Origin of the sequence: Microbacterium sp. KKR3/1 (assembly GCF_021272365.1) — a bacterium.
GTDB lineage: Bacteria > Actinomycetota > Actinomycetes > Actinomycetales > Microbacteriaceae > Microbacterium > Microbacterium aurugineum.
In genome coordinates this window covers 389,568-412,492 of record NZ_JAJSDW010000002.1, presented here as the reverse complement: position 1 = coordinate 412,492, position 22,925 = coordinate 389,568, and the positions used below count along the sequence as shown (strand labels likewise).

Below are 22,925 nucleotides of genomic sequence, written 5' to 3'. Positions count from 1 at the left end.
GATCGTCGACGAGGAGATCACGATGAGTTGGCGCATGCCCGCCGAGACGGCACCTCACGAGCGCACCTGGATGGCGTTCCCCGCGGAGGGCGAGACGCTCGGCGCCACGGATGCCGAGCGCGAAGAGGGGTACGCGACCTGGACGGCCGTCGCCCACGCCGTCGCCGAGTTCGAACCCGTGACGATGCTGGTCGACCCGAGCGAGATCCCGCGGGCCCGACGCATGCTCGGTGCCGGCATCGAGATCCTGGAGGCACCGGTCGACGAGTTCTGGATGCGCGACTCCGGCCCGACCTTCGTCGTCGACGACGAGCGCCCGGGCGTGCTCGGCGCCGTCGACTGGATCTTCAACGGCTGGGGCGCTCCCGACTGGGCCGAATGGCGCAAGGCCGCACAGCACGCCCGCATCGTGGCCGGCGCCGTCGGGGCGGAGCTCGTGAGCTCGACGCTCGTCAACGAGGGCGGCGGCATCCACGTCGACGGCGAAGGCACGGTGCTGCTCACCGAGACCGTGCAGCTCGACCCGCGACGCAACCCCTACGCCGACAAACAGCGGATCGAGGCCGAGATGGCCAGGACGATCGGCGCGACGAAGGCGATCTGGCTGCCGCGCGGGCTCACTCGCGACTACGACGACTTCGGGACGAACGGCCACGTCGACATCGTCGCCACGATCGTCTCCCCCGGCCGGCTCCTGCTGCACGACCAGCAGAACCCGCAGCACCCCGACCACGCCGTCTCCCGCGACCTTCGCGCCCTCCTCTCCGAGCAGACGGATGCCGCCGGTCGCCGCGTGGAAGTGATCGACCTGCCCGCGCCCTCGACACTGAGCGACGGCGAGGGGCCCGTCGACTGGAGCTACGTCAACCATCTCGTGACGAACGACGGTGTGGTCGCGTGCGGGTTCGGCGACGAGAAGGCGGATGCCGCGGCCCGCGAGATCCTCGCGGACGCGTACCCCGGACGCCGCGTGGTCACGGTCGACGCGCGCCCGCTGTTCGACCGCGGCGGCGGCATCCACTGCATCACGCAGCAGCAGCCTTCCGTGGACGGGTCGCGCTGATGTTCGACGTCGTCGAAGCCTCCATCGCCGATCTGCGCCGCGCGCTCGAGAGCGGCACCGCGACCGCGGTCGACCTCGTCGACGCCTACCGGGCTCGCATCGCCGCCTTCGATGCGCCGGGCACGCCGACCGCCCTGAACGCGGTGGTGGTCGCGAACCCCGACGCACGCGCCGAGGCTGCGGCCTCCGACGCCCGCCGTGCCCGAGGCGAGGTGCTCGGCCCCCTCGACGGCATCCCGTACACGGCGAAGGACAGCTACCTCGTGCGGGGGCTCACCGCCGCAGCCGGAAGCCCGGCCTTCGCGGATCTGATCGCCCAGCGCGACGCCTTCACGATCGAGCGCCTGCGCGCGGGCGGAGCGATCTGCCTCGGGCTGACGAACATGCCGCCGATGGCCAACGGCGGCATGCAGCGTGGGGTCTACGGCCGAGCGGAGAGCCCGTACAAAGCCGCGTTCCTCACCGCACCCTTCGCGTCGGGCTCCTCCAACGGCTCCGGCACCGCGACCGCCGCGAGCTTCGCCGCTTTCGGGCTCGGAGAGGAGACCTGGTCCTCCGGTCGCGGCCCTGCGACGAACAACGCCCTGTGCGCCTACACCCCCTCCCGCGGCGTGATCTCGACCCGGGGCAACTGGCCACTCGTTCCCACGATGGACGTGGTGGTGCCGCACACCCGCTCCATGGCCGACCTGCTCGAAGTGCTCGAGGTGATCGTCGCCGACGACCGCGACTCCCGCGGCGACTTCTGGCGGGCACAGCCGTGGGTCCCGATCCCCTCGGCCGCCTCGGTCCGACCGGACTCGTATGCGGCCCTCGCCAGCGGCACCCCGGCAGCGCTCGACGGCATGCGGATCGGCATCCCGAAGATGTACATCAATGCGGATCCGGATGCCGGAAGCGCGCAGGCCCCGGGCATCGGCGGCCCGACGGGTCGGCGCATCGAGACGCGAGCGAGTGTGATCGAACGGTGGGAGGCGGCACGCCGCGACCTGAGCGCCGCCGGGGCGACCGTGATCGAGGTCGACTTCCCGGTGGTGTCCAACTACGAGGGAGACCGCCCGGGCGCCCCCACCCTCCCGACGCGTGGACTGGTGTCGCCCGAGTACCTGCGACGCGAGATCGTCGACCTCTCGGCGTGGGCGTGGGAGGACTTCCTGCAGGCGAACGGCGATCCGGCTCTCCGCACGCTCACGGAGGTCGACGGGGCCACGATCTTCCCGCACCCGGAAGGCGCCCTCCCCGACCGCTACACCGGCTTCGACGACGACATCGCCGAGTATCCGGACTGGGTGCGGAGCCACCCCGATAGCCCCTTCACGGACATGCCCGAGCTCGAAAACGGGTTGCGGGGCCTGGAGGAGACGCGTCGCCGCGACCTCGAGGAGTGGATGGATGCGCTCCACCTCGACGCCGTGGTGTTCCCCGCGGTCGCGGATGTGGGTCCGGCAGACATGGACGTGAACCCGGAGTCCGCGGACCTGGGGTGGCGTAACGGCACCTGGATCGCGAACGGTAACCTCGCCATCCGTCACCTCGGCATCCCGACGGTCACGGTTCCGATGGGGCTGATGAGCGACATCGGCATGCCGATCGGCCTGACCTTCGCCGGACGAGCGTACGACGACACGATGCTGCTGCGCCTGGCCGTGGCGTTCGAAGCTACCGGTGCTCCGGGCACGCGACGCACTCCCCCGCCGCGCACACCGGCCCTGCCGTCGGACGACTGATCCGGATCGAGAACATTTCACACCTGTGACGCTCGCCACAGAAGTGATATGTTCGGCGCATGAGCACCGAGAACGAACGCGCCCTCGAATCCGGGATCGTCACCGATCTGTCCGGACGGATGACCTACGGGTCGTACCTGGCGCTGGACCAGCTGCTCACGGCACAGCACCCGGTGAGCGAGCCGCAGCACCACGACGAGATGCTGTTCATCATCCAGCACCAGACCACCGAGCTGTGGCTCAAGCAGCTGCTGCACGAGCTTTCGTCCGCTCGGGAGCTGCTCGCCCGTGACGACCTGCGCGAAGCACTCAAGCGCATCGCCCGGGTCAAGCGCATCCAGGACGTGATGACGCAGCAGTGGTCGGTGCTCGCCACCCTCACGCCTACCGAGTACGCACAGTTCCGCGGAGCGCTCGGCAACTCGTCCGGGTTCCAGTCCGTGCAGTACCGCGCGGTGGAGTTCGCCCTCGGCAACAAGAACGAGAAGATGCTGAACGTCTTCGCCGACCACCCCGCGAACCTCGCGCTGCTCACGGCCGAGTGGGAGAAGCCGACCCTGTACGACGAGTTCCTGCGGTTCGCCGCCCGGCGCGGACTGCCGGTGCCGTCGTCGATCCTCGACCGCGATGTGCGCGAGCCGTACCGCGAGACCCCGGAGCTGGTGCCCGCGATCCGCGAGATCTACCAGGACCCGAACCGGTACTGGGACCTGTACGAAGCGTGCGAAGACCTGGTCGACCTCGAGGACAACTTCCAGTTCTGGCGCTTCCGGCACCTCAAGACCGTCTCCCGCACGATCGGCATGAAGGTCGGCACCGGCGGCTCCAGCGGCGTCGGCTTCCTGCAGCGCGCCCTGGATCTGACATTCTTCCCCGAGCTCTACACCGTGCGCACCGAGATCGGCAGCTGATGCACGCCGCGACGTTCTTCGACGGGGTCGGCTGGCGCGAGGGCGTCGTCGAGCTCGTCGACGGGCGGGTGCGGCTGAGCGATGGGCACTCCGACGCCGACCTCCCGCGCCTCGACGGCGTCGTGCTGGGCGGGTTCACGGACCACCACGTGCACCTGCAACTCGTCGACCACTCGCAGTTGTCGGGTTCGCGCCTGGGACGCGTGGTCGACCTCGGCGGCAACCCGGACGTGCTGCGCCGACTCGCGCGTGGCGGGATCAATAACGCGCCTCCGACCCGCGATTCCGGCACGTTTTCGATCCCGCACCCGCGCGCGCTCGTGGTCGAGTTCGCGGGGGCGTTCGTCGCCGCCCCGGGTGGATACCCCTCCGACCGCGAGTGGGCACCGGAAGGCTCGGTGCGCGAGGTCGCGGACGAGAGAGCAGCAGCGGACGTGGTGGCCGAGATGGCGGCTACCGGGGCGTCGTGTCTCAAGGTCACGAGCAACAGCACGGCCGGACCGGTCTTCTCGGACGACCTGTTCCGCACGATCGTCGGCATCGCCGCGAGCCACTCCCTCCCGGTCGTCGCCCACGCCGAAGGACCGGGTGAGGCGCAGCGCGTCGTCGCACTCGGCGCTGCCCGCCTCGCCCATGCCCCGTTCACGGAACGCCTCGACGATGAGGAGATCGCTCGGCAGGCGGCCTCGACATCGTGGATCTCGACCCTCGCCATCCACGACGGCCGCGCGCGCGCGATCGCGATCGCGATCGACAACGTCCGCCGTTTCCACGCGGCAGGAGGGACCGTGCTCTACGGGACCGACCTGGGCAACGGGCCGATGCCCAACGACCTGAACGCCCGGGAGATCGCCGCCCTCCGCGAGGCCGGCCTCCACTCCGATGCGCTCCTGCACGCGCTCTCCCCGATGGATCCGCTCGCCCCGTCGGCGACGCTCCTGTTCCTTCCCGGTGCCTCTCCCGCAACAGCCGACCCGCTCGCCGCCCGCCCCCTCATCCCCGCAGACCTGAAGGTGTGACATGACCGACCCCCTCGACCGTGAATTGCTCGACCTCGCCCGCACCCTCGACGCCGCCGACCCGCTGCGTGCGCACCTCGACGCGTTCGCCGACGCCCCGGGCGTCACGGCCTACCTCGACGGCAACTCCCTCGGCCGTCCGCTGCGCGACATCCCCGAGAAGCTCGCCGCGTTCGTGCGCGAGGACTGGGGCACGCGGCTCATCCGCTCCTGGGACGAACAGTGGATGGCGCTGCCGATGGAGTTGGGCGACCGCATCGGACGCGTGGCACTCGGAGCCGGCGCGGGCCAGACCGTCGTGGCCGATTCGACCAGCGTGCTGATCTACAAGCTCATGCGTGCCGCCGCGACCGCCGATCCCACCCGGACGGAACTCGTGATCGAGGCGGGGAACTTCCCCACCGACCGCTTCCTGGCCGAAGGCGTCGCCGCCGAGACCGGCCTGACGCTGCGCTGGCTGGAACCCGACCCCGTGGCCGGCGTGACCGTCGCCGACGTGGCCGCGGTCGTCTCGGAGCGCACGGCCCTGGTGTCGCTCAGCCACGTCGACTACCGATCCGGAGCCCTGGCGGATATGCCCGGCATCACTTCGGTCACGCACGAGGCCGGCGCGCTGATGATGTGGGATCTGTGTCACTCCGCCGGCGTCGTGCCGATGCAGCTCGACGACTGGGGCGTGGACCTCGCGGTCGGCTGCACGTACAAGTACCTGAACGGTGGCCCGGGATCCCCCGCCTTCGCGTACCTCCGCCGCGGGCTCCACGGCGTGCTGCGGCAGCCGATCCAGGGGTGGTGGAGTGCCGCCGACATCTTCGCGATGGGCCCCGAGTACGTGCCGTCCGGCGATATCCGCCAGCTTCTCAGCGGCACGCCGCCGGTCACATCGATGCTCGCGATGCAGGGGATGCTCGACCTGATCGAGGGGTCGACGATCGAGAGCGTGCGTGCCAAATCCCGGTCCCTGACCGATCTGGCGGTCCGCGCCTACGATGCCGTCCTCGCGCCCCTCGGGGTGCGCTTGCTCAGCCCGCGCGACGCAGACCTCCGGGGCGGACACGTGACGATCGGCCATGCCGACTTCCGGGACGTGACGCGGAAGCTGTGGGCGGAGGGGATCATCCCGGACTTCCGCTTCCCCGACGGCATCCGCCTCGGCCTCTCCCCGCTGAGCACCTCGCACGTCGAGACGATCACGGGTGTGCTCGCCGTCCGCGACGCGCTGGAGTCCGGTGACTTCTGACTTCCCGGACGCCCCCGTCCTCGACGACATCGATGCGCGTCCCGGCAGCACGGCCTCACTGCTGCGGACGTTCATCGGCGTCTTCCTGCGTCCTCTCGGCGGATGGATCTCGGCGGCGGACCTGGTGGCGCTCGCGGGCGACCTCGGCATCCCGCCCACGCAAGCCCGCACCGGCATCACCCGCCTCAAGCAGAAAGGGCTGCTGCTCGCCGAGCGCGACGACACGATCGGCTACCGGTTGAACCCGGCCGCGATCCCGATGCTGGAGCGCGGCGACCGTCGCATCTTCGAGATGCGCGAGATGACGGATACCGACCCGTGGTGCCTGGTCTCCTTCTCGATCCCGGAGAGCGCGCGCAGCACCCGTCATCAACTGCGTCGCCGACTGCAGTGGATCGGTGCCGGAGTCGTGTCGCCCGCGCTGTGGATCTGTCCCGGGCACCTTAAGGACGAGGCCCTGCAGATCCTCCACGAGCTCGACGCGCGGCGCTGGGCGACGCTGTTCCTGGCCTCCGCCCCTGCCCCAGCCAGCACGCTCGTCGAGGCGGCTGCCCAGTGGTGGGACCTCGACGCGCTGCGCGCCGAGCACCTCGCCTTCCAGGCGTCTCTCGCGACGTTGCCGACGGAGCCCTTCGCCGCGTCTGTGCAGCTGATCGACCGCTGGCGGGTGCTGCCGTACACCGACCCGGGCCTGCCGCCGTCGATGCTGCCGACGGAGTGGCCCGGTCGGCGCAGCTTCGACGAGTTCGCCCGCCGGTCGGCGGCTCTGGCGGAACCTGCGTGGGAGCACGTGCGCGCCCGGATCACCGAGCGCGCACGTTCCGTCTAGTCCGCGCGCCCGCCGACTTCGGCGAGGAATCCCGCCACGTGTTCCTGCAGGCGCAGGATGCGCAAGTCGCGCGCGAACTCCCGGTCGAAGCCCTGATAGGCCAGCGGCGGCAGGATGCGCACGTTGCGGTTGCAGCCGAACTCGGCGCACGTGAGGACGCCCACGGAGTCGCCCTTGCGCCCCGCAGGTCCGGCTTTGCGCGCGACGTACAGCTGCACGTCGTTGCGGAGCGTGACGTCTTCGCACCACGAGCACTGGGCGCGGGCGAGCACCCGCTGCTCGGCGCGCTGCAGGAAGACGCCCACCACGGCGTCGTCGACCCAGGTGACGACGTAGGCCCGACGGGGGATCTTCGGGTCGACCCAGCCGAGGAAGTCGAGCCGCTCGAAGTCGATCTCGGCGAAGCCGGGCGGAAGGGACAGGTCGGAGACCTCCTTGCGGGAGGCGTTGAGGAAGGAGGCGCGGATGGCGCGCTCGTCGATGGGACGCATGGGAGCAGTGCTTTCAGGTTTTCGCCGCGACGGGCGAGTCGATCGGAGTGAGGAGCCCGGACAGGGAAGCCGGGTACGACGCGACACCGGCGACGGGGTTCCGCCTCCGGCCGGTCCTCAGCCTCTGTCTGCGGCGCGAGGGGCGCCTGCAGCTCCGCTCTGCGCCCGAGGGGCGCTCATCGACGACAGCACCCGGCGATTCTACACCCATATGTTTCGCCGCATGTCGGGCCGCCTGGCCCGGGATCGGCAGGCGACCTACTCTTTTCAGAACATCGATCCGAAGGAGACCACCGTGTCCACGCCGCTCAACCGCCTTTCGCCCGTCCCGGTGCGTGAGCGTGCGGCGTGCATGTGCAGCAACGGCGGCCGCTGCTCGTCCTTCGCTCCGGGTCACGCTCTGCACCTGATCCAGGCGCGCATCGCCTCGGCGACCTCCGCGGAATGGGTCGACGGCATCGTGGAGGCGTCCGACCCGGTGGCGGGCGTCCTCGTCGTGCGCACGCTCGACGGCGCCGTGCACGCGCTGTGGAACGCCTCGGGCGCGGCACTCGAGGCGGGGCCCGGAACACCGGTGGCGCTGCACGCCCGCTACGCGGTCCTCGCCGTGGGACGCACGCAGTTCAACGTCGCCGCCGTCTGAGCCGACCGCGGCTCAGGCACCCGCCATCATCATGTCCCTCATCGCCGCGCACGCGTCCATGCACGCCTGGCAGGCCTGAGCGCACAGACGGCAGACCTCACTCATGTCGGCGTGCTCCATGCACTCGTCCATGCAGGTCTGACACATGGCGATGCACGCATCGAGCATCGCCATCATCGAGGCCGGCGTCATCCCCTGCATCCGCAGCATCGATCGCATCATCGTGCTCGCCATGTCCGCGCAGTTCATGCAGGCCGGAGAACAATCCATCATCTGCGTCGAACACACCGTGCAGGCCTGTTCGCACGCCGCACACGCGTCCATGCACGCCTGCACCACCGACATGTCCATCATCTGCATGTCCGGCATCGACTCCATGTTCTTCGACATGGCGCCCATCATCATCGCGTCCATCGCACACCGCTTTCTCGGTCGGGTCGACGGGCAGGACCACCCGCCTGGCGCCAGGCTAGTCCTCCGCGCTCGCTGCGTCGATGGGGGCAGAACGTTGACACGACCCGTCTCGATTGTCAATCCCGTAGCTGCTTCCGCGCCCGCGTGGAAAGGTCGGACACAATCGAATCCGCCCACGAGAGGAGCAGAACATGAGTGCTGCAGACGACATGAAGCACGCTGCCGAGAAGGCCGCCGGAAAGGTCAAGGAAGGCGTCGGAAAGCTCACCGACAACGAGCGACTCGAGGCCGAGGGCCAGGCGGACCAGGTGAAGGCTTCGGCCAAGCAGGCCGGCGAGGAAGTGAAGGACGCAGCCGGCAAGGCCGGAGACAGCGTCCGCGACGCGTTCGACAAGAAGTAAGGACCGGTCCCCCGGACACCGAAGAGGTGAGGTCCGCCGATGGGCGGGCCTCACCTCGATGGGTCAGACGTTGTGAGTCGTCAGACCTTGCGGCTGCCGCTGATCGCTCGGATCAACCAGGCGATCACAGCGATCGCGAGGAGGACGAGCCCGACCCACAGGAGGAACTGGAGCGACTGCACCAGTCCTCCGGTGATCGCAAGGATCACGGCGACGACGATGACGATGATCAGGAGGATGTTCATCGGTCTTTCCCTTCTTTCGGCAGGCGCGGACGCCCGACTGCGGTGCCCTCACGCTAGCCCGAGAAGACCATCTGCCCGAGGGGGTTGACTTCCACCCTCCGAGTGCGCGAAGGAGACGAGCACATGCCAGGAAGACGCGAGAACTCGCTGAAGGATCCCGAACTGTACGAAGAGCTTCGGAACGACGGGGCATCCAAGGAGAAAGCCGCCCGCATCTCGAACGCCGCCGCGAAAGAGGGCCGCAGTGCGGTCGGGCGCCGCGGCGGGGAGCACGGCGACTACGAGGACTGGACGGTCCCCGAGCTGCGCAGACGCGCCAAGGAGCTGGGCCTGACCGGCTACAGCGGAAAACGGAAGTCGGAGCTGATCTCCGCGCTCAGGGATCACTGAGGCTGCGGATGACGCGCTTCGGCATCGAGGAGGAGTTCCTCTTCGTCGATGCGCACTCCCTCACCGCGGTCTCCCTGGCCGCAGGGACCCGCGAGCGCATCACCCGACTACGGACGGGCGGCGAGGTCACGAAGGAGTATCTGACCTCGCAGATCGAATGCCTCACGGAGCCGGTGTCGACCGCCACGGATGCGGAGGCGCAGTCGACCCATCTCCGCGGCCTGATCGGCTGGCACGCCAGCGAGCAGAGCGCGATCGCCGCGGGTACCGGCACCCCCTTCGCGACGACCCGTTCCTCGGCGGTGTCTCCCTCCGCGCACTACGACGACGTCGCGTCGTGGCTCGGCCACCTCACCCGCGACCACGAGGTCAACGGCCTGCATGTGCATGTGGAGGTGCTCGACGACGAGGAACGGGTGCGCGCCCTCAACCGGGTACGGGGCTGGCTCCCGGTGCTGCTCGCCCTCACCGGCAACAGCCCTTTCGCGGGCGGGCGCGACTCGAGCTTCTCGAGCTGGCGAAGCATCCTGATCCGCCGGTTGCCGGGATCGTGGAGCCCACCCCGGTTCCGCGACTTCGACGACTACCGCACGCAGGTGGAGCGGCTCGTCGATCTGCGGGCGATCACCGACCCGGCGGCCCTCTCCTGGGCGGCGCGGATCTCGGATCGCTTCCCCACGGTCGAGCTTCGGGTCTTCGATGCGCAGCTGACCGCGGAGGATGCCGTGTTCGCCGCCGTCCTCTCCCGCGCGATCGTCCTCACCGACGAGCAGCCGCACGGGGACGCCGGGATCGACGGCCTCGACGCCTCATTGTGGACGGCCGCCCGCCACGGGATGGACGCCCGCATGATCGATCCCACGACCGGAGCGGTCGACGCCGCCTGGGCGGTCGCCGATCGGATGCTCGCCGTCATCGCCCCCACTCTCCGTGACCTCGGTGACGACGAGCGGGTCCGCGAAGGGATCGCCCGACTGCGGGCGGTCGGCACCGGCGCCGACCGGCAACGTCGGGCCCTCGACCGGGGCGGGACGCCGATGCTCGCCCGGCTGCTCGCCGCAGGCACCCCGGCGCCGGTGGCCTGACCTCCACCGCCCCGGGGTCCGTCACCGGGAGTAAGGTCGCCCTGTGGCATCCTTCGCCCCTCTCCAGCGCCTCGTGATCTCGATCGCCGTGCTCGCCTCGTTCGTGACGTTCCTCGACGGCACGGTCGTCAACGTCGCACTGCCGGCGATCAGTCGTGAACTCGGCGGCGGCATCACCACGCAGCAGTGGGTGGTCGACGCGTATCTGATCACTCTCAGCGCCCTGATCCTGCTCGCAGGCTCCGTCTCCGACGCGTACGGACGCGTCCTCGTGATGCGCATCGGCCTGATCTCCTTCGGCATCGCCTCCATCGCGGTCGCCGCCGCCGTCGACCCGCTGATGCTGATCGTCGCCCGGGCCGCGCAGGGCGCCGCCGGAGCGCTGCTGGTCCCGAGCTCGCTCGCGCTGATCACCGCGACCATGCGCGCCGACGTCCAGGCCCGGGCCATCGGGGTGTGGACCGCGTTCACCACGGGGGCGCAACTAGTCGGGCCGCTGCTGGGCGGCTTGTTCGTCGACTTCATCTCCTGGCGGTTCGTCTTCCTCATCAACGTCATCCCCATCGGGATCACCCTGTTCCTGCTGGCCCGTCTGCATCTGCCCGAGCATCCGCGCGGCATCAAGGTCGACTGGTGGAGCGGTGCCCTGTGCGCGATCGGGCTCGGCGCCGTGGTGTTCGCACTGATCGAGCAGCCCAACATGGGATGGCAGTCGCCCGCCATCTGGATCCCCGCGGTCGCCGGCGCCGCCCTGTTCGGGTTGTTCCTGTGGCGTCAGCAGCACTCCACCTCCCCGCTCATGCCACTGTGGCTGTTCCGCGTGCGCGACTTCGGGTGGGGAAACCTCGCCACCCTCTTCGTGTACGCCGCCCTGTCACTCAACGGCTTCGTCGTCGGTGTCTACCTGCAGCAGGGTGCCGGGCTGAGCGCGACGGCCGCCGGTCTCGCGAGCCTGCCGATGACCATCCTGATGATCCTGGTGAGCTCGCGCGCCGGTCGCTGGGCGGGCAGGTGGGGTCCGCGCATCTTCATGACGGTCGGACCGCTGATCATGGCCGTCGGCGCCCTGATGCTCCTGTCGGTCGCCGACGATTTCGACTACTGGTGGCAGGTGCTGCCCGCGATGATCGTGATGGGTCTCGGTCTGTCCCTCACCGTGGCCCCGCTGACCGCCGCGATCCTCGGTGCGATCGATGAGAACCACTCCGGCATCGCCTCGGCCGTCAACAACGCCGTCTCGCGCGTCGCCGGACTGCTCGTGGTCGCGATGCTCTCCACGATCGTCGGCGGACAGCTCGACCTCGATGGGTTCCACAGTGCGGCGTGGGTCACCGCGATACTGCTCGTGATCGGCGGCGTGGTGTCGTGGATCGGCATCCGTCGCAATCCGGCCGAGCCCGTCCCGGCGGACATCGCGGCCTCCGGCACGGATCCGCATTGACCTCCTCGAGGGGCCCGCGCAGACCCGACGGCCGGACGCGCCGGGGCGCGCTGCTCTCCGCCGTCGCGGCACTGGTGCTCACGCTCGGAGGGTGTGCCGATGCCCCGGCGACGCCCGAGTCCGAGCGCGCCCCTGTGCTCCCGCCGGCCGGTGCCGTTCCGGACTATCAGCTCGGTGGTGCCTATGATCCCGCGCCGGAAGTCGGCATCGTGGGGCGCGACCGTGGTGCCGATCCCGCACCGGGCGTCTACTCGATCTGCTACGTCAACGGTTTCCAGACCCAACCGGCTGAGCTCGGTTCCTGGCCCGACGATCTCCTGCTGCGACACGACGGCGAGGTCGTGTTCGATCCGGACTGGCCGGATGAGGCCCTGCTCGACACGGCGAGCGCCGAGCGCCGCGAGCGGATCGCCGACACGGTGACCGCGTGGATCGAGGGCTGCGCCGAGTCCGGTTTCGATGCCGTGGAGTTCGACAACCTCGACTCGTACTCGCGGTCGGACGGCGCGCTCTCGCTCGAGGACAACCTCGCGCTGGCGACCCTCTACGTCGAGGCCGCCCACGCGGCGGGGCTCGCTGCCGGACAGAAGAACGCCGCGGAAGACGCTTCCACGCTGCACGAGCGAGCGGGCTTCGACTTCGCGGTCACCGAGGAATGCGCGGTGTACCGGGAGTGCGGCGCGTACACAGCGGTCTACGGAGAACACGTCATCGACATCGAGTACACGGATGAACTCCCCCTCCCGTTCATCGAGATGTGCGCAGACGGCGATGCGCCCTCCTCGATGGTGCTCCGCGACCGTGATCTCGTCACGCCCGCTGACGACGGGTACGCGTTCGAGACCTGCCCTTAGAGAGGCGTCGGAGCCTCCGCGTCAAGTCCCTGTACCTGTCACAGGTTTGCGCACAGGATGCTCCTGTCCCCATCGTCAGGAGCCCGACCTATGACCGCATCCACCCTCGTCGCCCCCACCGCCCTCGCCTTCCGCGATCGAGGCCCGCTGAGCCGCGCAGTCATCGCACATCTCACGGAGGGCACCGCGTCCGACCACACCGCACTCGCCGCCGACGCCGTGGCAGCGAGCACCGAGGTCGTGCGCGACGACGACATCCAGCTCGCGCTGTTCGTCCTCTACGCCTCCGCCTACGGATCGCTGCCGCAGCTGGACGCCGACCTCGAGTGGGAACCCGCGCTCCTGCGAACCAGACAGGTCCTCGAGGCGGCGTTCGAGAGGTCACTGCGCGCGCGCATTCCGACGCCCGACTTGCCGGACCCGACCGTGGATGCCGTCGGCCGCGCCCTCTTCGCCCTCGCCGAGGCCGACACCGGGCCGAGCCTCTCGCGCTACTTCGTGAAGAAGGCGACCGAGGAGCAGGCGCGGGAGATGCTCATCCAACGTTCGGCCTACACGCTGCGCGAGGCCGACCCGCACTCGTGGGCGATCCCGCGGCTGGACGGTCGCGCCAAGGCAGCGCTGGTCGAGATCCAGTCCGACGAGTACGGAGGCGGGCGTCCACAGCGCGTGCACGCCACGCTCTTCGCTCGTGCGATGACGGCCGCGGGTCTCGACGCGACCTATGGCGCGTGCATCGACGATCTGCCCGCGCTCACCCTCGCCTCACTGAACATGATGTCGCTGTTCGGCCTCAACCGCCGCCTGGTGGGAGCGATCGTCGGACACCTGGCGGCCTACGAGATGACCTCCTCCATCCCCTGCCGCCTGTACGCCGACGGCTTGCGTCGTCTGGGCTTCGACGCCGCGGTGACGGCGTACTTCGACGAGCATGTGGAAGCGGATGCGGTGCACGAGCAGATCGCCGCCCGTGATCTGGCGGGAAGCCTCGCCGAAGATCATCCGGAGTTGCTCCCCGACATCATGTTCGGGGCCGCCGCCTGCCTGACGGTGGACGGCTGGGGTGGCACCGCCACACTGGAGGCGTGGACGGCGGGGGCCTCCGCGCTCCGGCAGCGGGCGGGCGTATGAGCGCCGCACGGGAGCCTGTGACGATCACGCCGTACCCCGACGGCCCGCTGCTGGTGCGGGGTGACATCGAGGTGCTGACCGTCGAGGGGGATCCGATCGCGCCGCACCGCCGGACGGTCGCCCTTTGCCGCTGCGGCCTCTCCGCCCTCAAGCCCTTCTGCGACGGCACGCACAAGGCGGCCGGCTTCCGCACCGACGACTGACCGGGGGAAGGGGTGTCGACTCGGTCACTCACTGTGCGCGTCGGAGGCCCCGTGCACGATAGGAGAATGACCGACGGCTACGACCCGGACTTCCTCGGCACGCCACTGCCACTTCCACGCCCCGCGCAACCGAGCCGTGAACTTCCCTACCCGCGCTTCACCGTGCTGCTCGACCCCGCACGCAGACTGGCTGCAGTGACGGCGGTCAACATCGACGGTGCCCGGCTCCGGGAACTGCCCCGCACGGGCGAGTGGCGGCTCGATCCCCGCATCCCCGCCGATGAGCAGACGGGACCGGCGGTCTACGCGCGCAACGATCTCGATCGGGGCCACTTGGTGCGGCGGCGCGACCCGGGCTGGGGCGAACTCTCCGAGGCGAGGTCGGCGGCGGAGGCGACCTTCTTCTATCCCAACGCCGCACCCCAGGCGGCGGCGTTCAACCAGTCCAAGGAGCTCTGGCTCGGCCTCGAGGATCACGTGCTCGCCTACGCCGATACCACAGACCAGCGCGTGTCGGTGTTCACCGCGCCGGTCCTCGCCGACGATGACCCGCCCTACCGGGGTGTCCGGATCCCGCGCCGCTTCTGGAAGATCGCCGCATGGCGCAGCGGAGACGAGCTCACTGCGGCCGGCTTCGTGCTCGATCAGTCCGCGCTGGTCGACACCCGTGAGACGACACTCGTCGTCCCGCCATTGGCGGCGTTCCGCACGTTCCAAGTGCCCATCTCCGACATCGCCACCCTGACCGGGCTCGGCCTCGGGCCACTGCTCGCCTCCGACGTGCTCGTGCAGCCGGGAGCACGGGAGACCGGATGGCGACCTCTCGACACGGCCGGTGACATCGTGCTCTGACGACCGTCGTCCGCTCACATCTCGTAGACGTCACGCCGGTGAGCCACCCGGAATGCGGCGACGATTCTGTGGATCCAGCTTGCGGACCTCTTTCGCGGCCGCCGTCGTGAACTCGACCCGATACGCAGTCACGCAACTTCCGAGCGCAGTTCATCCAGCGTGACGCGCTGCCCATCATCGGCCGTGCGCGCCGCGGCGAACTCTGCCGCATCGCGGGCGGCCTCGAGCTCCTCAAGCAGCTCGAGGTCGTCCACACTGATCAACACGGCAGTGAGCTTTCCGTGACGCGTGACGCCCACGCGCTCCGAACCGTAGGCGACGCCCCCGAGGACGTCAGCGAGGCTGTCGCGGAGATCCTTCGATGGGACACTGCGGCTGATCGTGTTCATAGCGACATTATACAATTTATGTACATAAGTTACGTAAAGTGCATTGATTCCGCGTGCTTTCGTTCGTCGACGTCCGCCGGGAACAGCGGGTCACGCTCCGACGCGCACCGACTCCAGCGACGGGTAGTCGGTGTATCCCTCCGCGGTCCGGCCGTAGAACAGCGCGGGGCGGGGTTCGTTGAGCTCGGAGTCCTGACGCCAGCGCTCGATCAGGTCGGGGTTGGCGATCACCGGACGACCGGCAGCGACCGCATCGGCGATGCCATCGGCGACGAGTGCCTCTGCGGCTTCCCGCGTGGTCTCGATGGAGAAGCCGGTGTTGACGATCAGCGGGGCGCCCGCCGTGCGGCGGATGTGTTGCACGAGCTCGCCGGCAGGATCGGCGTTGAGCACGTCGATGAATGCGAGAGCGAGCGGCGCGAGCCCCTCGGCGACGGCCGTGTAGGTCGCGTGGACGTCGGCGTCGTCCTCTTCCAGCACTCCCTGGATGTTGTGCTGCGGCGAGAGACGGACGCCGGTGCGATCGGCTCCGACGGCGGCGGCGACGGCCGCGACGACCTCGACCGCGAAGCGTGCCCGGTTCTCGGGAGACCCGCCGTACGCGTCGTCGCGGACGTTCGACACGGGCGAGAGGAACTCGTGCACCAGGTAGCCGTTGGCGCCGTGCACCTCGACGCCGTCGAAGCCGGCGGCGATCGCGTTGCGTGCGGCCTGAGCGAACTGCTCGACGACCTCGGGTATCTCCTCCAGCGTGAGGGCGTGGGCGATGGGCAGATCGGCCTTGCCCTCGGGCGTGCGGGTCTGTCCGGGGGCGGCGAGCGCGCTGGGTGCGACGACCCGGGGCTCTCCCGAGATCGCGGGGTGGCCCACACGACCGCCGTGCATGAGCTGCATCACGATCGTTCCTCCCTCGGCGTGGACCGCCGCGGTGATCGACTTCCACGCCTCGATCTGTGCGGGCGTGACGATGCCCGGCTGCCCGGGGTAGGACTTGCCTTCAAGAGCCGGCCAGACACCTTCGGAGATGATCAGTCCCTGCCCTGCGCGCTGCCGGTAGTACTCCGCCATCGTCGCGGTCGGCACACCGTCGTCATCGGCACGCGTGCGGGTGAGCGGCGCCATGACGACGCGATTGGTCAGCGGGAGGGCGCCGAAGCGGGCCGGTTCGTAGAGATTCACAGTGGGAGGTAAGGCCCGGAGCGCTCCCCGTATTCCCTCAGTTCCCGCCGAGCGCCGCGAGCAGGTCGGCGAAATGGTCGAGGTCGGCTGCCGTCCACCTGCGCAGCCGCTCCCCCATGCGCCCCTCGTACTGCGACCGCGCGAGCGCGACCCGCTCCTGGGCAAGTTCGGTGGCCACGAGGACCCGGGCGCGTCGGTCCTCGGGATCGGGGATGCTCTCGACGAGGCCCAACTGTTCGAGCTGCCGTACCTGGCGGCTCACAGCCGACTTGTCGGTCTGCAGGCGTTCGATGATCGCGCCGGCGGACGTCGCCTTCCCTGTCGCGATCGAGGTGAGCACCTGGTAGCCGAGCGGCTGCAGGTCGGGGTGCACGGTGGCCGCGGCCTCACGCCAGCTCACCCGGATCCGTGCGAAGAGACGCCCGAGTTCCTGTTCGACCCGGGTGATGGCGTGGTCGAGCTCGGCCTCCCCCAGCAGTTCCGCGTCGGCGTCGGATGCGGGGGTCTCGGCGGGGGCGTCGGAGGAGGCGCTCATGCTCGCCAGTGTACGGCGAAGGGGGTGGCCAGCTGCTGCGCTACTGTCCCACCATGAGCATTGCTCGTCACCTGCGCCGCAGCATCGCAGCAGCGGCCACCGCCGCTGTCACGGCGCTCGCGCTCACCGCGGGTTCGCCCAGTTCCCCATCACCGGATGAAGACCCAGCGGACGATGGGCCTGCCACACCGGTACGTGACGGTCTGTAGTCGCGCCGCGAGGGCGACGTCGGTGCCGGTTGAGGACGTTCGAGGGGCGGAGCGGCCCGGAGGTCAGTGCTACATTCCGTTCATGAGGGTGTGGATTGTGCACTTGGAAGATACTCCTGGTTTCATCGGTGTTTTCGATGTCGAAGATGACGCGTACGAATTCCAGGACAAATACGCGGCTGATAGCGGACTCCCAGTTCTGCTTACGCCTGTTGCGGTGCCCTATCGGGCCACGGGACTAGATGCGGCTCTCTATTCGGAGTAAACACGACAGAGCGCGCAACACGCGTCAAGCGGTGCGTGCGATCACCCTGGATACGCAAGAACGAGCGGCATGGTGTAGCTCGTGAGGCGGGGTGAGGTCCCCTACTGATGGGTTCGCCGCACCAACGCAGCCAGAATCCGATCCTTCACAAGGTGAAGCTCGCCACGGGCATATCGGATCTGGATGTGACCGTCGATGTCGGGTACGGGCCGCGAGCCCCCGCCACGGACTGCACGAGAACGCCAGTGTACGGCGAAGCCCCGCTGTCGATCGTGACAGCGGGGCTACGTCTCACACTTCTGCGAGCAGCCGGAAGACCTTGGACGCGGCCCGGATCTCCTCGGGGGTGAGCTCATCGATCACGGCTTGGAGGCGGGAGCCGTACTCGCGACGGACCTCCGCGAGCGCCGCACCCGCACCAGCCGTGACCGTCAGCACCCGGAGTCGTCCGTCGCGCTCATCCGGTCGTGACTCCAGAAGCGCCAGCTCCTCCAGCATCCGCACCTGGCGACTGATGACCGATTTATCCATCTCGAACCGGTCTGCGAGCTCGTGCGCGTTGGCCGTACCCGCTCGATCGATGAACGTCAGCAGCTTGTAGCCGGCGACCTGCAGCTCGGGGTGGACCCGAGCGGCAGATTCCTTCCACAGCGACCTGGTCCGCGCGAAGATGAGGTTCAGATGCGCTTGCAGGTCGCCGAGCGCACTATCGACATCCGTCGAGGCGACCGCTCCCGGGGACGACATGTCAGCGCTCCTGGTCCCGATCTTCGCGTTCGAGCACTCCCACCGAACCGGTCTTCGGAGTCGCGGACTCCCCGCCGTCGATCCGGATGGCTCCGGTCGAGAGCGAGGCGCCGACCTCGGCCTCAGAGACCTCGATCACCGACTCCTCCGCCTGCTCGAGCATCTGCTCCGCGGCGTTCTTCGTCGACAGCGGCTTGTTCTTGATGAACGCGATGGCGATGATGGCGATCACGGCGAGCGGAATCGCGACGATGAAGGCGTCGGCGATGCCATGACCGTAGGCGCTCTCGACGATCGAGCGGATCGTGTCCGGCAGCTGCCCGACCTTCGGGACGTCACCCGAGGCGAGGTGCTTCAAGGCGTCGACCTCTTCCTGCGAGGTCGGCGTGAAGCCGGAGAGCCCGTCCGTGACGTACGTGCCGACGCTGGTGGACAGGAGCGACCCCATCACGGTCACGCCGATGGTGCCCGCGATCGTGCGGAAGAAGTTCACGTTCGACGAGGCGGCCCCCAGCTGCTGCGGGGCGGTGTCGTTCTGCACGATGAGCGTGAGGTTCTGCATGACCATGCCGAGTCCGGCACCGAGGACGAACATGTACACGGCGACCAGCGGGAACGGGGTGTCGTAGCGCAGCGTGGACATCAGGCTGACGCCCACGGTCGCCAGGACCGAACCGGTCAGCATCCAGCCCTTCCACTTGCCGAACCGGCTCACGAGCTGGCCGATGATGATCGAGGCGCCCATCTGACCGATGATCATCGGGATGGTCATGAGACCCGACTCGGTGGGCGTGGCGCCCCGAGCGAGCTGGAAGTACTGCGCGAGGAACACCGACGTGGCGAACATCGAGACGCCGATCGCGATCGACGCGATGACCGACAGCGTGAAGGTGCGGTTGCGGAACAGCGACATCGGCACGATCGGTTCCTTGACGAAGAACTCGACCGTGATGAACGCGGCGATGGCGACACCGGCGGTCACGGCGAGCATGATGCTGGTCGAGGAGTCCCAGTCGAACTGGTTGCCGCCCATCGAGACCCAGATGAGGAGGGTCGAGACACCGACCGCGAGCAGCACGATGCCGAAGTAGTCGATCGACACCTTCGAGTCACGCTGCGGCTTGGGCAGGTGCAGGGTGAACTGCAGCAGCACCAGGGCGAGGATCGCGAAGGGCACGCCGACGAAGAAGTTCGAGCGCCAGCCCCACACGTCGGTGAGGAGTCCGCCGAGCAGCGGGCCGCCGATGGTGCCGAGGGCCATGATGCCGCCGACGACGCCCATGTACTTGCCGCGCTCACGCGGGGAGATGATGAGAGCCACCGCGATCATGACCAGCGACATCAGGCCGCCGACGCCGATTCCCTGGACGACGCGGACAGCGATGAGCATGTTCGTGTCGGTCGAGAAGCCGGCGATCACGGTGCCGACGGTGAAGAGGATGAGGGAGATCTGGACGAGCACCTTGCGGTCGACCAGGTCAGCCAGCTTGCCCCAGATCGGGGTCGAGACCGCGGTCGCCAGCAGGCTCGCCGTGATCACCCAGGTGTACTGCGACTGCGTGCCGCCGAGGTCGGCGATGATGACCGGCATCGAGGTCGACACGACCGTGCCGGAGAGCACGGCGACGAACATGCCGACGACGAGCCCGGATATCGCGGTGAAGACTTCGCGTGCCGAGCGCACGGCTTCGGGTGCGGATGAAGTATCTGTCAAGGGGAAACGCTCCTGCGTAGAAAGTTGATCGAGGTCAACCATACGCCTTTAGTTGCCAAAGTGCAACTAAAGGCTCCGGTGGGGTGGTCGCTGAGAGAATCGATCCATGACCGATTCCTTCGAGGCACTGATCGAAGCCGGAAGGACCGCCGACGTGACGGGATGGGACTTCGGCTGGCTGGACGGAAGAGCCACCGAGGAGAGACCTCCGTGGGGCTATGCCCGCCTCCTGTCCGAGCGCCTCGGCGGTGCGTCCGCGTCGCTCGACATCCAGACCGGCGGCGGGGAGGTTCTCGCCGAGGCCGCGGCCTTCCCGCCCGCCGCCGTGGCGACCGAGTCCTGGCCACCGAACGTGCGTCGCGCGACGCGGCTCCTGCATCCCCGTGGTGTGGTGGTCGTCGCAGACCCCGACGAGCCGCCGCTACCGTTCGGCGATGAAGCCTTCGACCTCGTCACCAGCAGGCATCCGGCGACGATCTGGTGGTCGGAGATCGCACGGGTGCTGGCGCCGGGCGGAACCTACTTCGCACAGCACGTGGGGCCAGCGAGCGCGTTCGAGCTGATCGAGTTCTTCCTGGGCCCCCAGCCGGAAGCACGCCGCGGACGCCACCCCGACGACGAAGCCGACGCCGCTCGGGCTGCGGGGCTCGAGGTCATCGATCTGCGAACCGCGAGGCTTCGCATCGAGATCCACGACGTCGCCGCGGCGGTCTACCTGCTCCGCAAGGTGATCTGGTGGGTGCCCGGGTTCACGGTCGAGAACAGTCTCGACCGGCTCCAAGACCTGCACGACAGGATCCAGGCCGACGGACCGTTCGTCGCGCATTCGACGCGTCACCTGATCGAGGCCCGACGCCCGTAGCGGCGCCCCGGCGCTCGGGGCTCGGGGCTCGGGGCTCGGGGCTCGACGCCTCAGCAGTACACGGTCCCCATCGCCTCGCGCACCTCGTCCAACGTCGTTTCCGCCTCCGCATTCGCACGCTCGTTCCCGCAGCGCAGGACCGAGCGCACCAGCTCGCCATCTGCCGCAAGACTCCGCCGGCGCTCACGCATCGGCGCCAGGAAGTCGTTCACCGCCGCGGCGGTCACGGTCTTCAGCGCGTTGCTTCCCGCGTCACCGACGTCGTCCGCGAGCTCGGCGGGCGTGACATCCAGGCACAGGGCAGCCGTCGTCAGCAGTGCGGAGACACCGGGACGCGCTTCGGGATCGAACGTGATCCGCCGTTCCTGATCCGTCCGGGTTCGGCGGATCGCCGCGACGGTCTCCTCCGGTGTCATCGAGAGGGAGATCGCGTTGCCGTAGCTCTTCGACATCTTCCGTCCGTCCAACCCGGGCACCTCCGGTGTCGCCGTGACGAGCGCATCCGGCACAGGGAAGAGCTCGCCGTAGCGCTCGTTGAACCGTCGGGCGATGACCCGGGTCATCTCGACGTGCGGCAGGTTGTCCTTCCCGACCGGAACGAGGTTGCCCTTGCAGAAGAGGATGTCGGCAGCCTGGTGCACCGGATACGTCAGCAGCAGCCCGCTCAGCGCGCGACCGGACGCCGCGTACTCCGACTTGACCGTCGGGTTCCTGTGCAGTTCCGCCTCTGTGACGAGACTGAGGAACGGCAGCAGCAGCTGATTCAGAGCAGGGATCGAGGAGTGCGTGAAGATCGTGGTGCGCTCCGGGTCGATTCCGGCGGCGAGGTAGTCGAGCACGGCACCGTGAACGTTCTCACGGACGTTGTCCGTCGTATCGCGGTCGGTGATGACCTGGTAGTCGGCGAGCACGAGAAACGTCTCGACTCCGGCTTGTTGCAGCCGGACGCGCTCCCGTATCGTCCCGAAGTAGTGGCCCAGGTGCAGCGGTCCGGTCGGCCGCTCCCCCGTGAGCACTCGGAACCGCTCCGGGTGTCGGTCCACGGCGGCCGCGACCTCCGCCGAGCGCTGTGCCGTCGCAATGAAGGACTCCGATGCTAGCGCGCAGCCTCGCCAGCTCCACGCCTCGGCCGCATTCTCACCCGGACAGACCCGCGATCGACAGCGCCTGCGGGCCGAGCCTCGCCGACGAGCACCGCCGCCACGCCCACCGCGCAGAGGAGGAAGCCGAGGAGCGTCACGATCGTCAGCGGCTCACCGAGAAGGACGGCACCCGCGAGTGCCGTCGTCGGCGCGATCAGGAAGAGCAGGGCGTTCAGCGCCGTGATGCCAACCCGACGTAGCAGCCACCAATACAAGCCATACGCCGCAAGTGTCGGGAACACAGCCGCGAATCCGGCGGCGAGCCAGAAAGAGGCGGATGACGGCGGTGCGAGCGCCTCGAAGGCCGCAGCGACCGGCACGAGCACCGCGGCAGTGACCGTCACGTGGATGGTCAAGGTGACGAGGGTGCCCGTCCGTGGTCGGGACCGACGCTGGAGGAACGTGCCGATGATGAGGCAGGCCATCGCCGCCACAGGCCACAGAAGCGCGGCCGGATGCGCGACGGAGTCGTCAAGCTGCGAGCGCACGATCAGGAGGACCCCGACCGCGCCGACCAGGAGTCCGGCCCACTGCGCCGCGCGCACCCTCAAACCGAGCAGTGGGCCGACGAGGACCGCGACGATGAGCGGCTGCACGGCATCGATCAGGGCAGTGGTACCGGTAGCGACACCGGAGGCGATCGCTCCGTAGACGGCGACGCAATAGCCGAACTGGGCGAACAGGCCGATGAGCGCCTGACGCCGCACGTCGGCCGCGGAGAGACCCCGGGCCGCACCGGTGAACCCGACCACGGCCAGCAGGATCACAGCGAGAGGCACGAACCTCCACACCAGCAGTGTCAACGGCGAGATTTCCACCGCGGCGAGCGCGGGCACGAGGAAGCCGGAGCTCCAGGTCACGACGAACGCCACGGAGGCCGCGACCGTCACACCGATGTGAAGTATACCGATCTGTTTACTCATCTGCTCGACTATACAGGTTGG

Annotated in this window: 27 protein-coding genes; 17 read left to right on the top strand and 10 right to left on the bottom strand. The window is 68.9% G+C overall.

The window, feature by feature from the left end; translation table 11 throughout:
• The first annotated feature begins 22 nt into the window (after nucleotides 1–22).
• From LVJ59_RS13645 to LVJ59_RS13620, 6 genes are read left to right on the top strand one after another with little or no spacing between them, the layout of a single operon-like run.
• Nucleotides 23–1,063, top strand: coding sequence for an agmatine deiminase family protein (locus LVJ59_RS13645; protein ID WP_232763614.1), 1,041 nt, complete (start codon nucleotides 23–25; stop codon nucleotides 1,061–1,063).
• Nucleotides 1,063–2,790 (top strand): amidase, encoded by a 1,728-nt coding sequence (locus tag LVJ59_RS13640; protein ID WP_232763464.1) that lies wholly within the window; start codon nucleotides 1,063–1,065, stop codon nucleotides 2,788–2,790. Before LVJ59_RS13645 ends, LVJ59_RS13640 begins: the two co-directional genes overlap by 1 nt.
• A gap of 59 nt (nucleotides 2,791–2,849) precedes the next feature.
• Nucleotides 2,850–3,701, top strand: coding sequence for a tryptophan 2,3-dioxygenase (locus LVJ59_RS13635; RefSeq protein ID WP_047524638.1), 852 nt, complete (start codon nucleotides 2,850–2,852; stop codon nucleotides 3,699–3,701).
• The gene (locus LVJ59_RS13630) at nucleotides 3,701–4,720 is read left to right on the top strand and encodes a hydrolase (protein WP_232763463.1); all 1,020 of its coding nucleotides are present in this window, start codon (nucleotides 3,701–3,703) and stop codon (nucleotides 4,718–4,720) included. The genes LVJ59_RS13635 and LVJ59_RS13630 overlap by 1 nt, the downstream gene beginning before the upstream one ends.
• Before the next feature lies 1 nt (nucleotide 4,721).
• Nucleotides 4,722–5,960: a kynureninase gene (locus LVJ59_RS13625; RefSeq protein ID WP_232763462.1), complete on the top strand. Its 1,239-nt coding sequence runs from the start codon at nucleotides 4,722–4,724 to the stop codon at nucleotides 5,958–5,960.
• Complete coding sequence (locus LVJ59_RS13620; RefSeq protein WP_232763461.1) at nucleotides 5,950–6,789, top strand: PaaX family transcriptional regulator C-terminal domain-containing protein; 840 nt, start codon at nucleotides 5,950–5,952, stop codon at nucleotides 6,787–6,789. Before LVJ59_RS13625 ends, LVJ59_RS13620 begins: the two co-directional genes overlap by 11 nt.
• Here LVJ59_RS13620 and LVJ59_RS13615 read toward each other — a convergent pair.
• Entirely contained in the window at nucleotides 6,786–7,280 is a 495-nt protein-coding gene (locus LVJ59_RS13615; RefSeq protein ID WP_131492322.1) for an FBP domain-containing protein, read from the bottom strand. The two genes, LVJ59_RS13620 and LVJ59_RS13615, sit on opposite strands and share 4 nt — an antisense overlap.
• Nucleotides 7,281–7,503: 223 nt before the next feature.
• Here LVJ59_RS13615 and LVJ59_RS13610 point away from each other — a divergent pair, with 223 nt between their 5' ends.
• Nucleotides 7,504–7,923, top strand: a complete 420-nt coding sequence (locus LVJ59_RS13610) for a hypothetical protein (protein ID WP_232763460.1) — start codon at nucleotides 7,504–7,506, stop codon at nucleotides 7,921–7,923.
• A 12-nt stretch (nucleotides 7,924–7,935) separates the two neighbouring features.
• Here the strand turns inward: LVJ59_RS13610 and LVJ59_RS13605 are convergent, their stop codons facing one another.
• Nucleotides 7,936–8,337: a hypothetical protein gene (locus tag LVJ59_RS13605; RefSeq protein ID WP_232763459.1), complete on the bottom strand. Its 402-nt coding sequence runs from the start codon at nucleotides 8,335–8,337 to the stop codon at nucleotides 7,936–7,938.
• 191 nt (nucleotides 8,338–8,528) lie between these two features.
• Between LVJ59_RS13605 and LVJ59_RS13600 the strand changes: the two genes are divergently transcribed.
• Entirely contained in the window at nucleotides 8,529–8,738 is a 210-nt protein-coding gene (locus LVJ59_RS13600) for a CsbD family protein (RefSeq protein ID WP_232763458.1), read from the top strand.
• An 80-nt stretch (nucleotides 8,739–8,818) separates the two neighbouring features.
• On the opposite strand, the gene LVJ59_RS13595 is transcribed toward LVJ59_RS13600, so the two are convergent.
• Nucleotides 8,819–8,983: a hypothetical protein gene (locus LVJ59_RS13595; RefSeq protein ID WP_017201713.1), complete on the bottom strand. Its 165-nt coding sequence runs from the start codon at nucleotides 8,981–8,983 to the stop codon at nucleotides 8,819–8,821.
• A 123-nt stretch (nucleotides 8,984–9,106) separates the two neighbouring features.
• Here LVJ59_RS13595 and LVJ59_RS13590 point away from each other — a divergent pair, with 123 nt between their 5' ends.
• The 7 genes from LVJ59_RS13590 (at nucleotide 9,107) to LVJ59_RS13560 (ending at nucleotide 14,939) form a co-directional block, all read left to right on the top strand.
• The gene (locus tag LVJ59_RS13590) at nucleotides 9,107–9,373 is read left to right on the top strand and encodes a Rho termination factor N-terminal domain-containing protein (RefSeq protein WP_131492321.1); all 267 of its coding nucleotides are present in this window, start codon (nucleotides 9,107–9,109) and stop codon (nucleotides 9,371–9,373) included.
• 8 nt (nucleotides 9,374–9,381) lie between these two features.
• Nucleotides 9,382–10,458, top strand: a complete 1,077-nt coding sequence (locus LVJ59_RS13585) for a YbdK family carboxylate-amine ligase (RefSeq protein WP_232763457.1) — start codon at nucleotides 9,382–9,384, stop codon at nucleotides 10,456–10,458.
• A gap of 43 nt (nucleotides 10,459–10,501) precedes the next feature.
• Nucleotides 10,502–11,899 (top strand): MFS transporter, encoded by a 1,398-nt coding sequence (locus LVJ59_RS13580; RefSeq protein WP_232763456.1) that lies wholly within the window; start codon nucleotides 10,502–10,504, stop codon nucleotides 11,897–11,899.
• Nucleotides 11,896–12,753: an endo alpha-1,4 polygalactosaminidase gene (locus LVJ59_RS13575; RefSeq protein ID WP_232763455.1), complete on the top strand. Its 858-nt coding sequence runs from the start codon at nucleotides 11,896–11,898 to the stop codon at nucleotides 12,751–12,753. Before LVJ59_RS13580 ends, LVJ59_RS13575 begins: the two co-directional genes overlap by 4 nt.
• Before the next feature lie 90 nt (nucleotides 12,754–12,843).
• Nucleotides 12,844–13,884 carry an iron-containing redox enzyme family protein gene (locus LVJ59_RS13570; protein WP_232763454.1) on the top strand — a complete coding sequence of 347 codons (1,041 nt, stop codon included), beginning with the start codon at nucleotides 12,844–12,846 and terminating at the stop codon, nucleotides 13,882–13,884.
• A complete protein-coding gene (locus LVJ59_RS13565; protein WP_047523425.1) occupies nucleotides 13,881–14,087 on the top strand; it encodes a CDGSH iron-sulfur domain-containing protein in 207 nt (68 codons plus the stop codon). The genes LVJ59_RS13570 and LVJ59_RS13565 overlap by 4 nt, the downstream gene beginning before the upstream one ends.
• A gap of 66 nt (nucleotides 14,088–14,153) precedes the next feature.
• Complete coding sequence (locus LVJ59_RS13560; RefSeq protein ID WP_232763453.1) at nucleotides 14,154–14,939, top strand: DNA/RNA non-specific endonuclease; 786 nt, start codon at nucleotides 14,154–14,156, stop codon at nucleotides 14,937–14,939.
• Nucleotides 14,940–15,067: 128 nt separating this feature from the next.
• On the opposite strand, the gene LVJ59_RS13555 is transcribed toward LVJ59_RS13560, so the two are convergent.
• The 3 genes from LVJ59_RS13555 to LVJ59_RS13545 all read right to left on the bottom strand — a co-directional run bounded on the left by LVJ59_RS13555 (nucleotide 15,068) and on the right by LVJ59_RS13545 (nucleotide 17,042).
• Nucleotides 15,068–15,328, bottom strand: a complete 261-nt coding sequence (locus LVJ59_RS13555) for a type II toxin-antitoxin system prevent-host-death family antitoxin (RefSeq protein ID WP_232763452.1) — start codon at nucleotides 15,326–15,328, stop codon at nucleotides 15,068–15,070.
• 90 nt (nucleotides 15,329–15,418) lie between these two features.
• A complete protein-coding gene (locus LVJ59_RS13550; RefSeq protein ID WP_232763451.1) occupies nucleotides 15,419–16,507 on the bottom strand; it encodes an alkene reductase in 1,089 nt (362 codons plus the stop codon).
• Nucleotides 16,508–16,544: 37 nt separating this feature from the next.
• The gene (locus LVJ59_RS13545; protein WP_232763450.1) at nucleotides 16,545–17,042 is read right to left on the bottom strand and encodes a MarR family winged helix-turn-helix transcriptional regulator; all 498 of its coding nucleotides are present in this window, start codon (nucleotides 17,040–17,042) and stop codon (nucleotides 16,545–16,547) included.
• A gap of 53 nt (nucleotides 17,043–17,095) precedes the next feature.
• Here LVJ59_RS13545 and LVJ59_RS13540 point away from each other — a divergent pair, with 53 nt between their 5' ends.
• On the top strand, nucleotides 17,096–17,251 hold the full coding sequence (locus LVJ59_RS13540) for a hypothetical protein (protein ID WP_232763449.1): 156 nt from the start codon (nucleotides 17,096–17,098) through the stop codon (nucleotides 17,249–17,251).
• 556 nt (nucleotides 17,252–17,807) lie between these two features.
• Here the strand turns inward: LVJ59_RS13540 and LVJ59_RS13535 are convergent.
• Entirely contained in the window at nucleotides 17,808–18,263 is a 456-nt protein-coding gene (locus LVJ59_RS13535; protein WP_047524442.1) for a MarR family winged helix-turn-helix transcriptional regulator, read from the bottom strand.
• A 1-nt stretch (nucleotide 18,264) separates the two neighbouring features.
• On the bottom strand, nucleotides 18,265–19,977 hold the full coding sequence (locus LVJ59_RS13530; RefSeq protein WP_232763448.1) for an MDR family MFS transporter: 1,713 nt from the start codon (nucleotides 19,975–19,977) through the stop codon (nucleotides 18,265–18,267).
• A gap of 106 nt (nucleotides 19,978–20,083) precedes the next feature.
• Here LVJ59_RS13530 and LVJ59_RS13525 point away from each other — a divergent pair, with 106 nt between their 5' ends.
• On the top strand, nucleotides 20,084–20,839 hold the full coding sequence (locus tag LVJ59_RS13525) for a methyltransferase domain-containing protein (protein ID WP_232763447.1): 756 nt from the start codon (nucleotides 20,084–20,086) through the stop codon (nucleotides 20,837–20,839).
• Between the two features lie 50 nt (nucleotides 20,840–20,889).
• Here LVJ59_RS13525 and trpS read toward each other — a convergent pair whose 3' ends face one another.
• Both trpS and LVJ59_RS13515 read right to left on the bottom strand, forming a co-directional pair.
• Complete coding sequence (gene trpS, locus LVJ59_RS13520; RefSeq protein WP_256536445.1) at nucleotides 20,890–21,921, bottom strand: tryptophan--tRNA ligase; 1,032 nt, start codon at nucleotides 21,919–21,921, stop codon at nucleotides 20,890–20,892.
• 14 nt (nucleotides 21,922–21,935) lie between these two features.
• Nucleotides 21,936–22,904, bottom strand: a complete 969-nt coding sequence (locus tag LVJ59_RS13515) for a DMT family transporter (RefSeq protein WP_232763445.1) — start codon at nucleotides 22,902–22,904, stop codon at nucleotides 21,936–21,938.
• Between the last annotated feature and the right edge of the window lie 21 nt (nucleotides 22,905–22,925).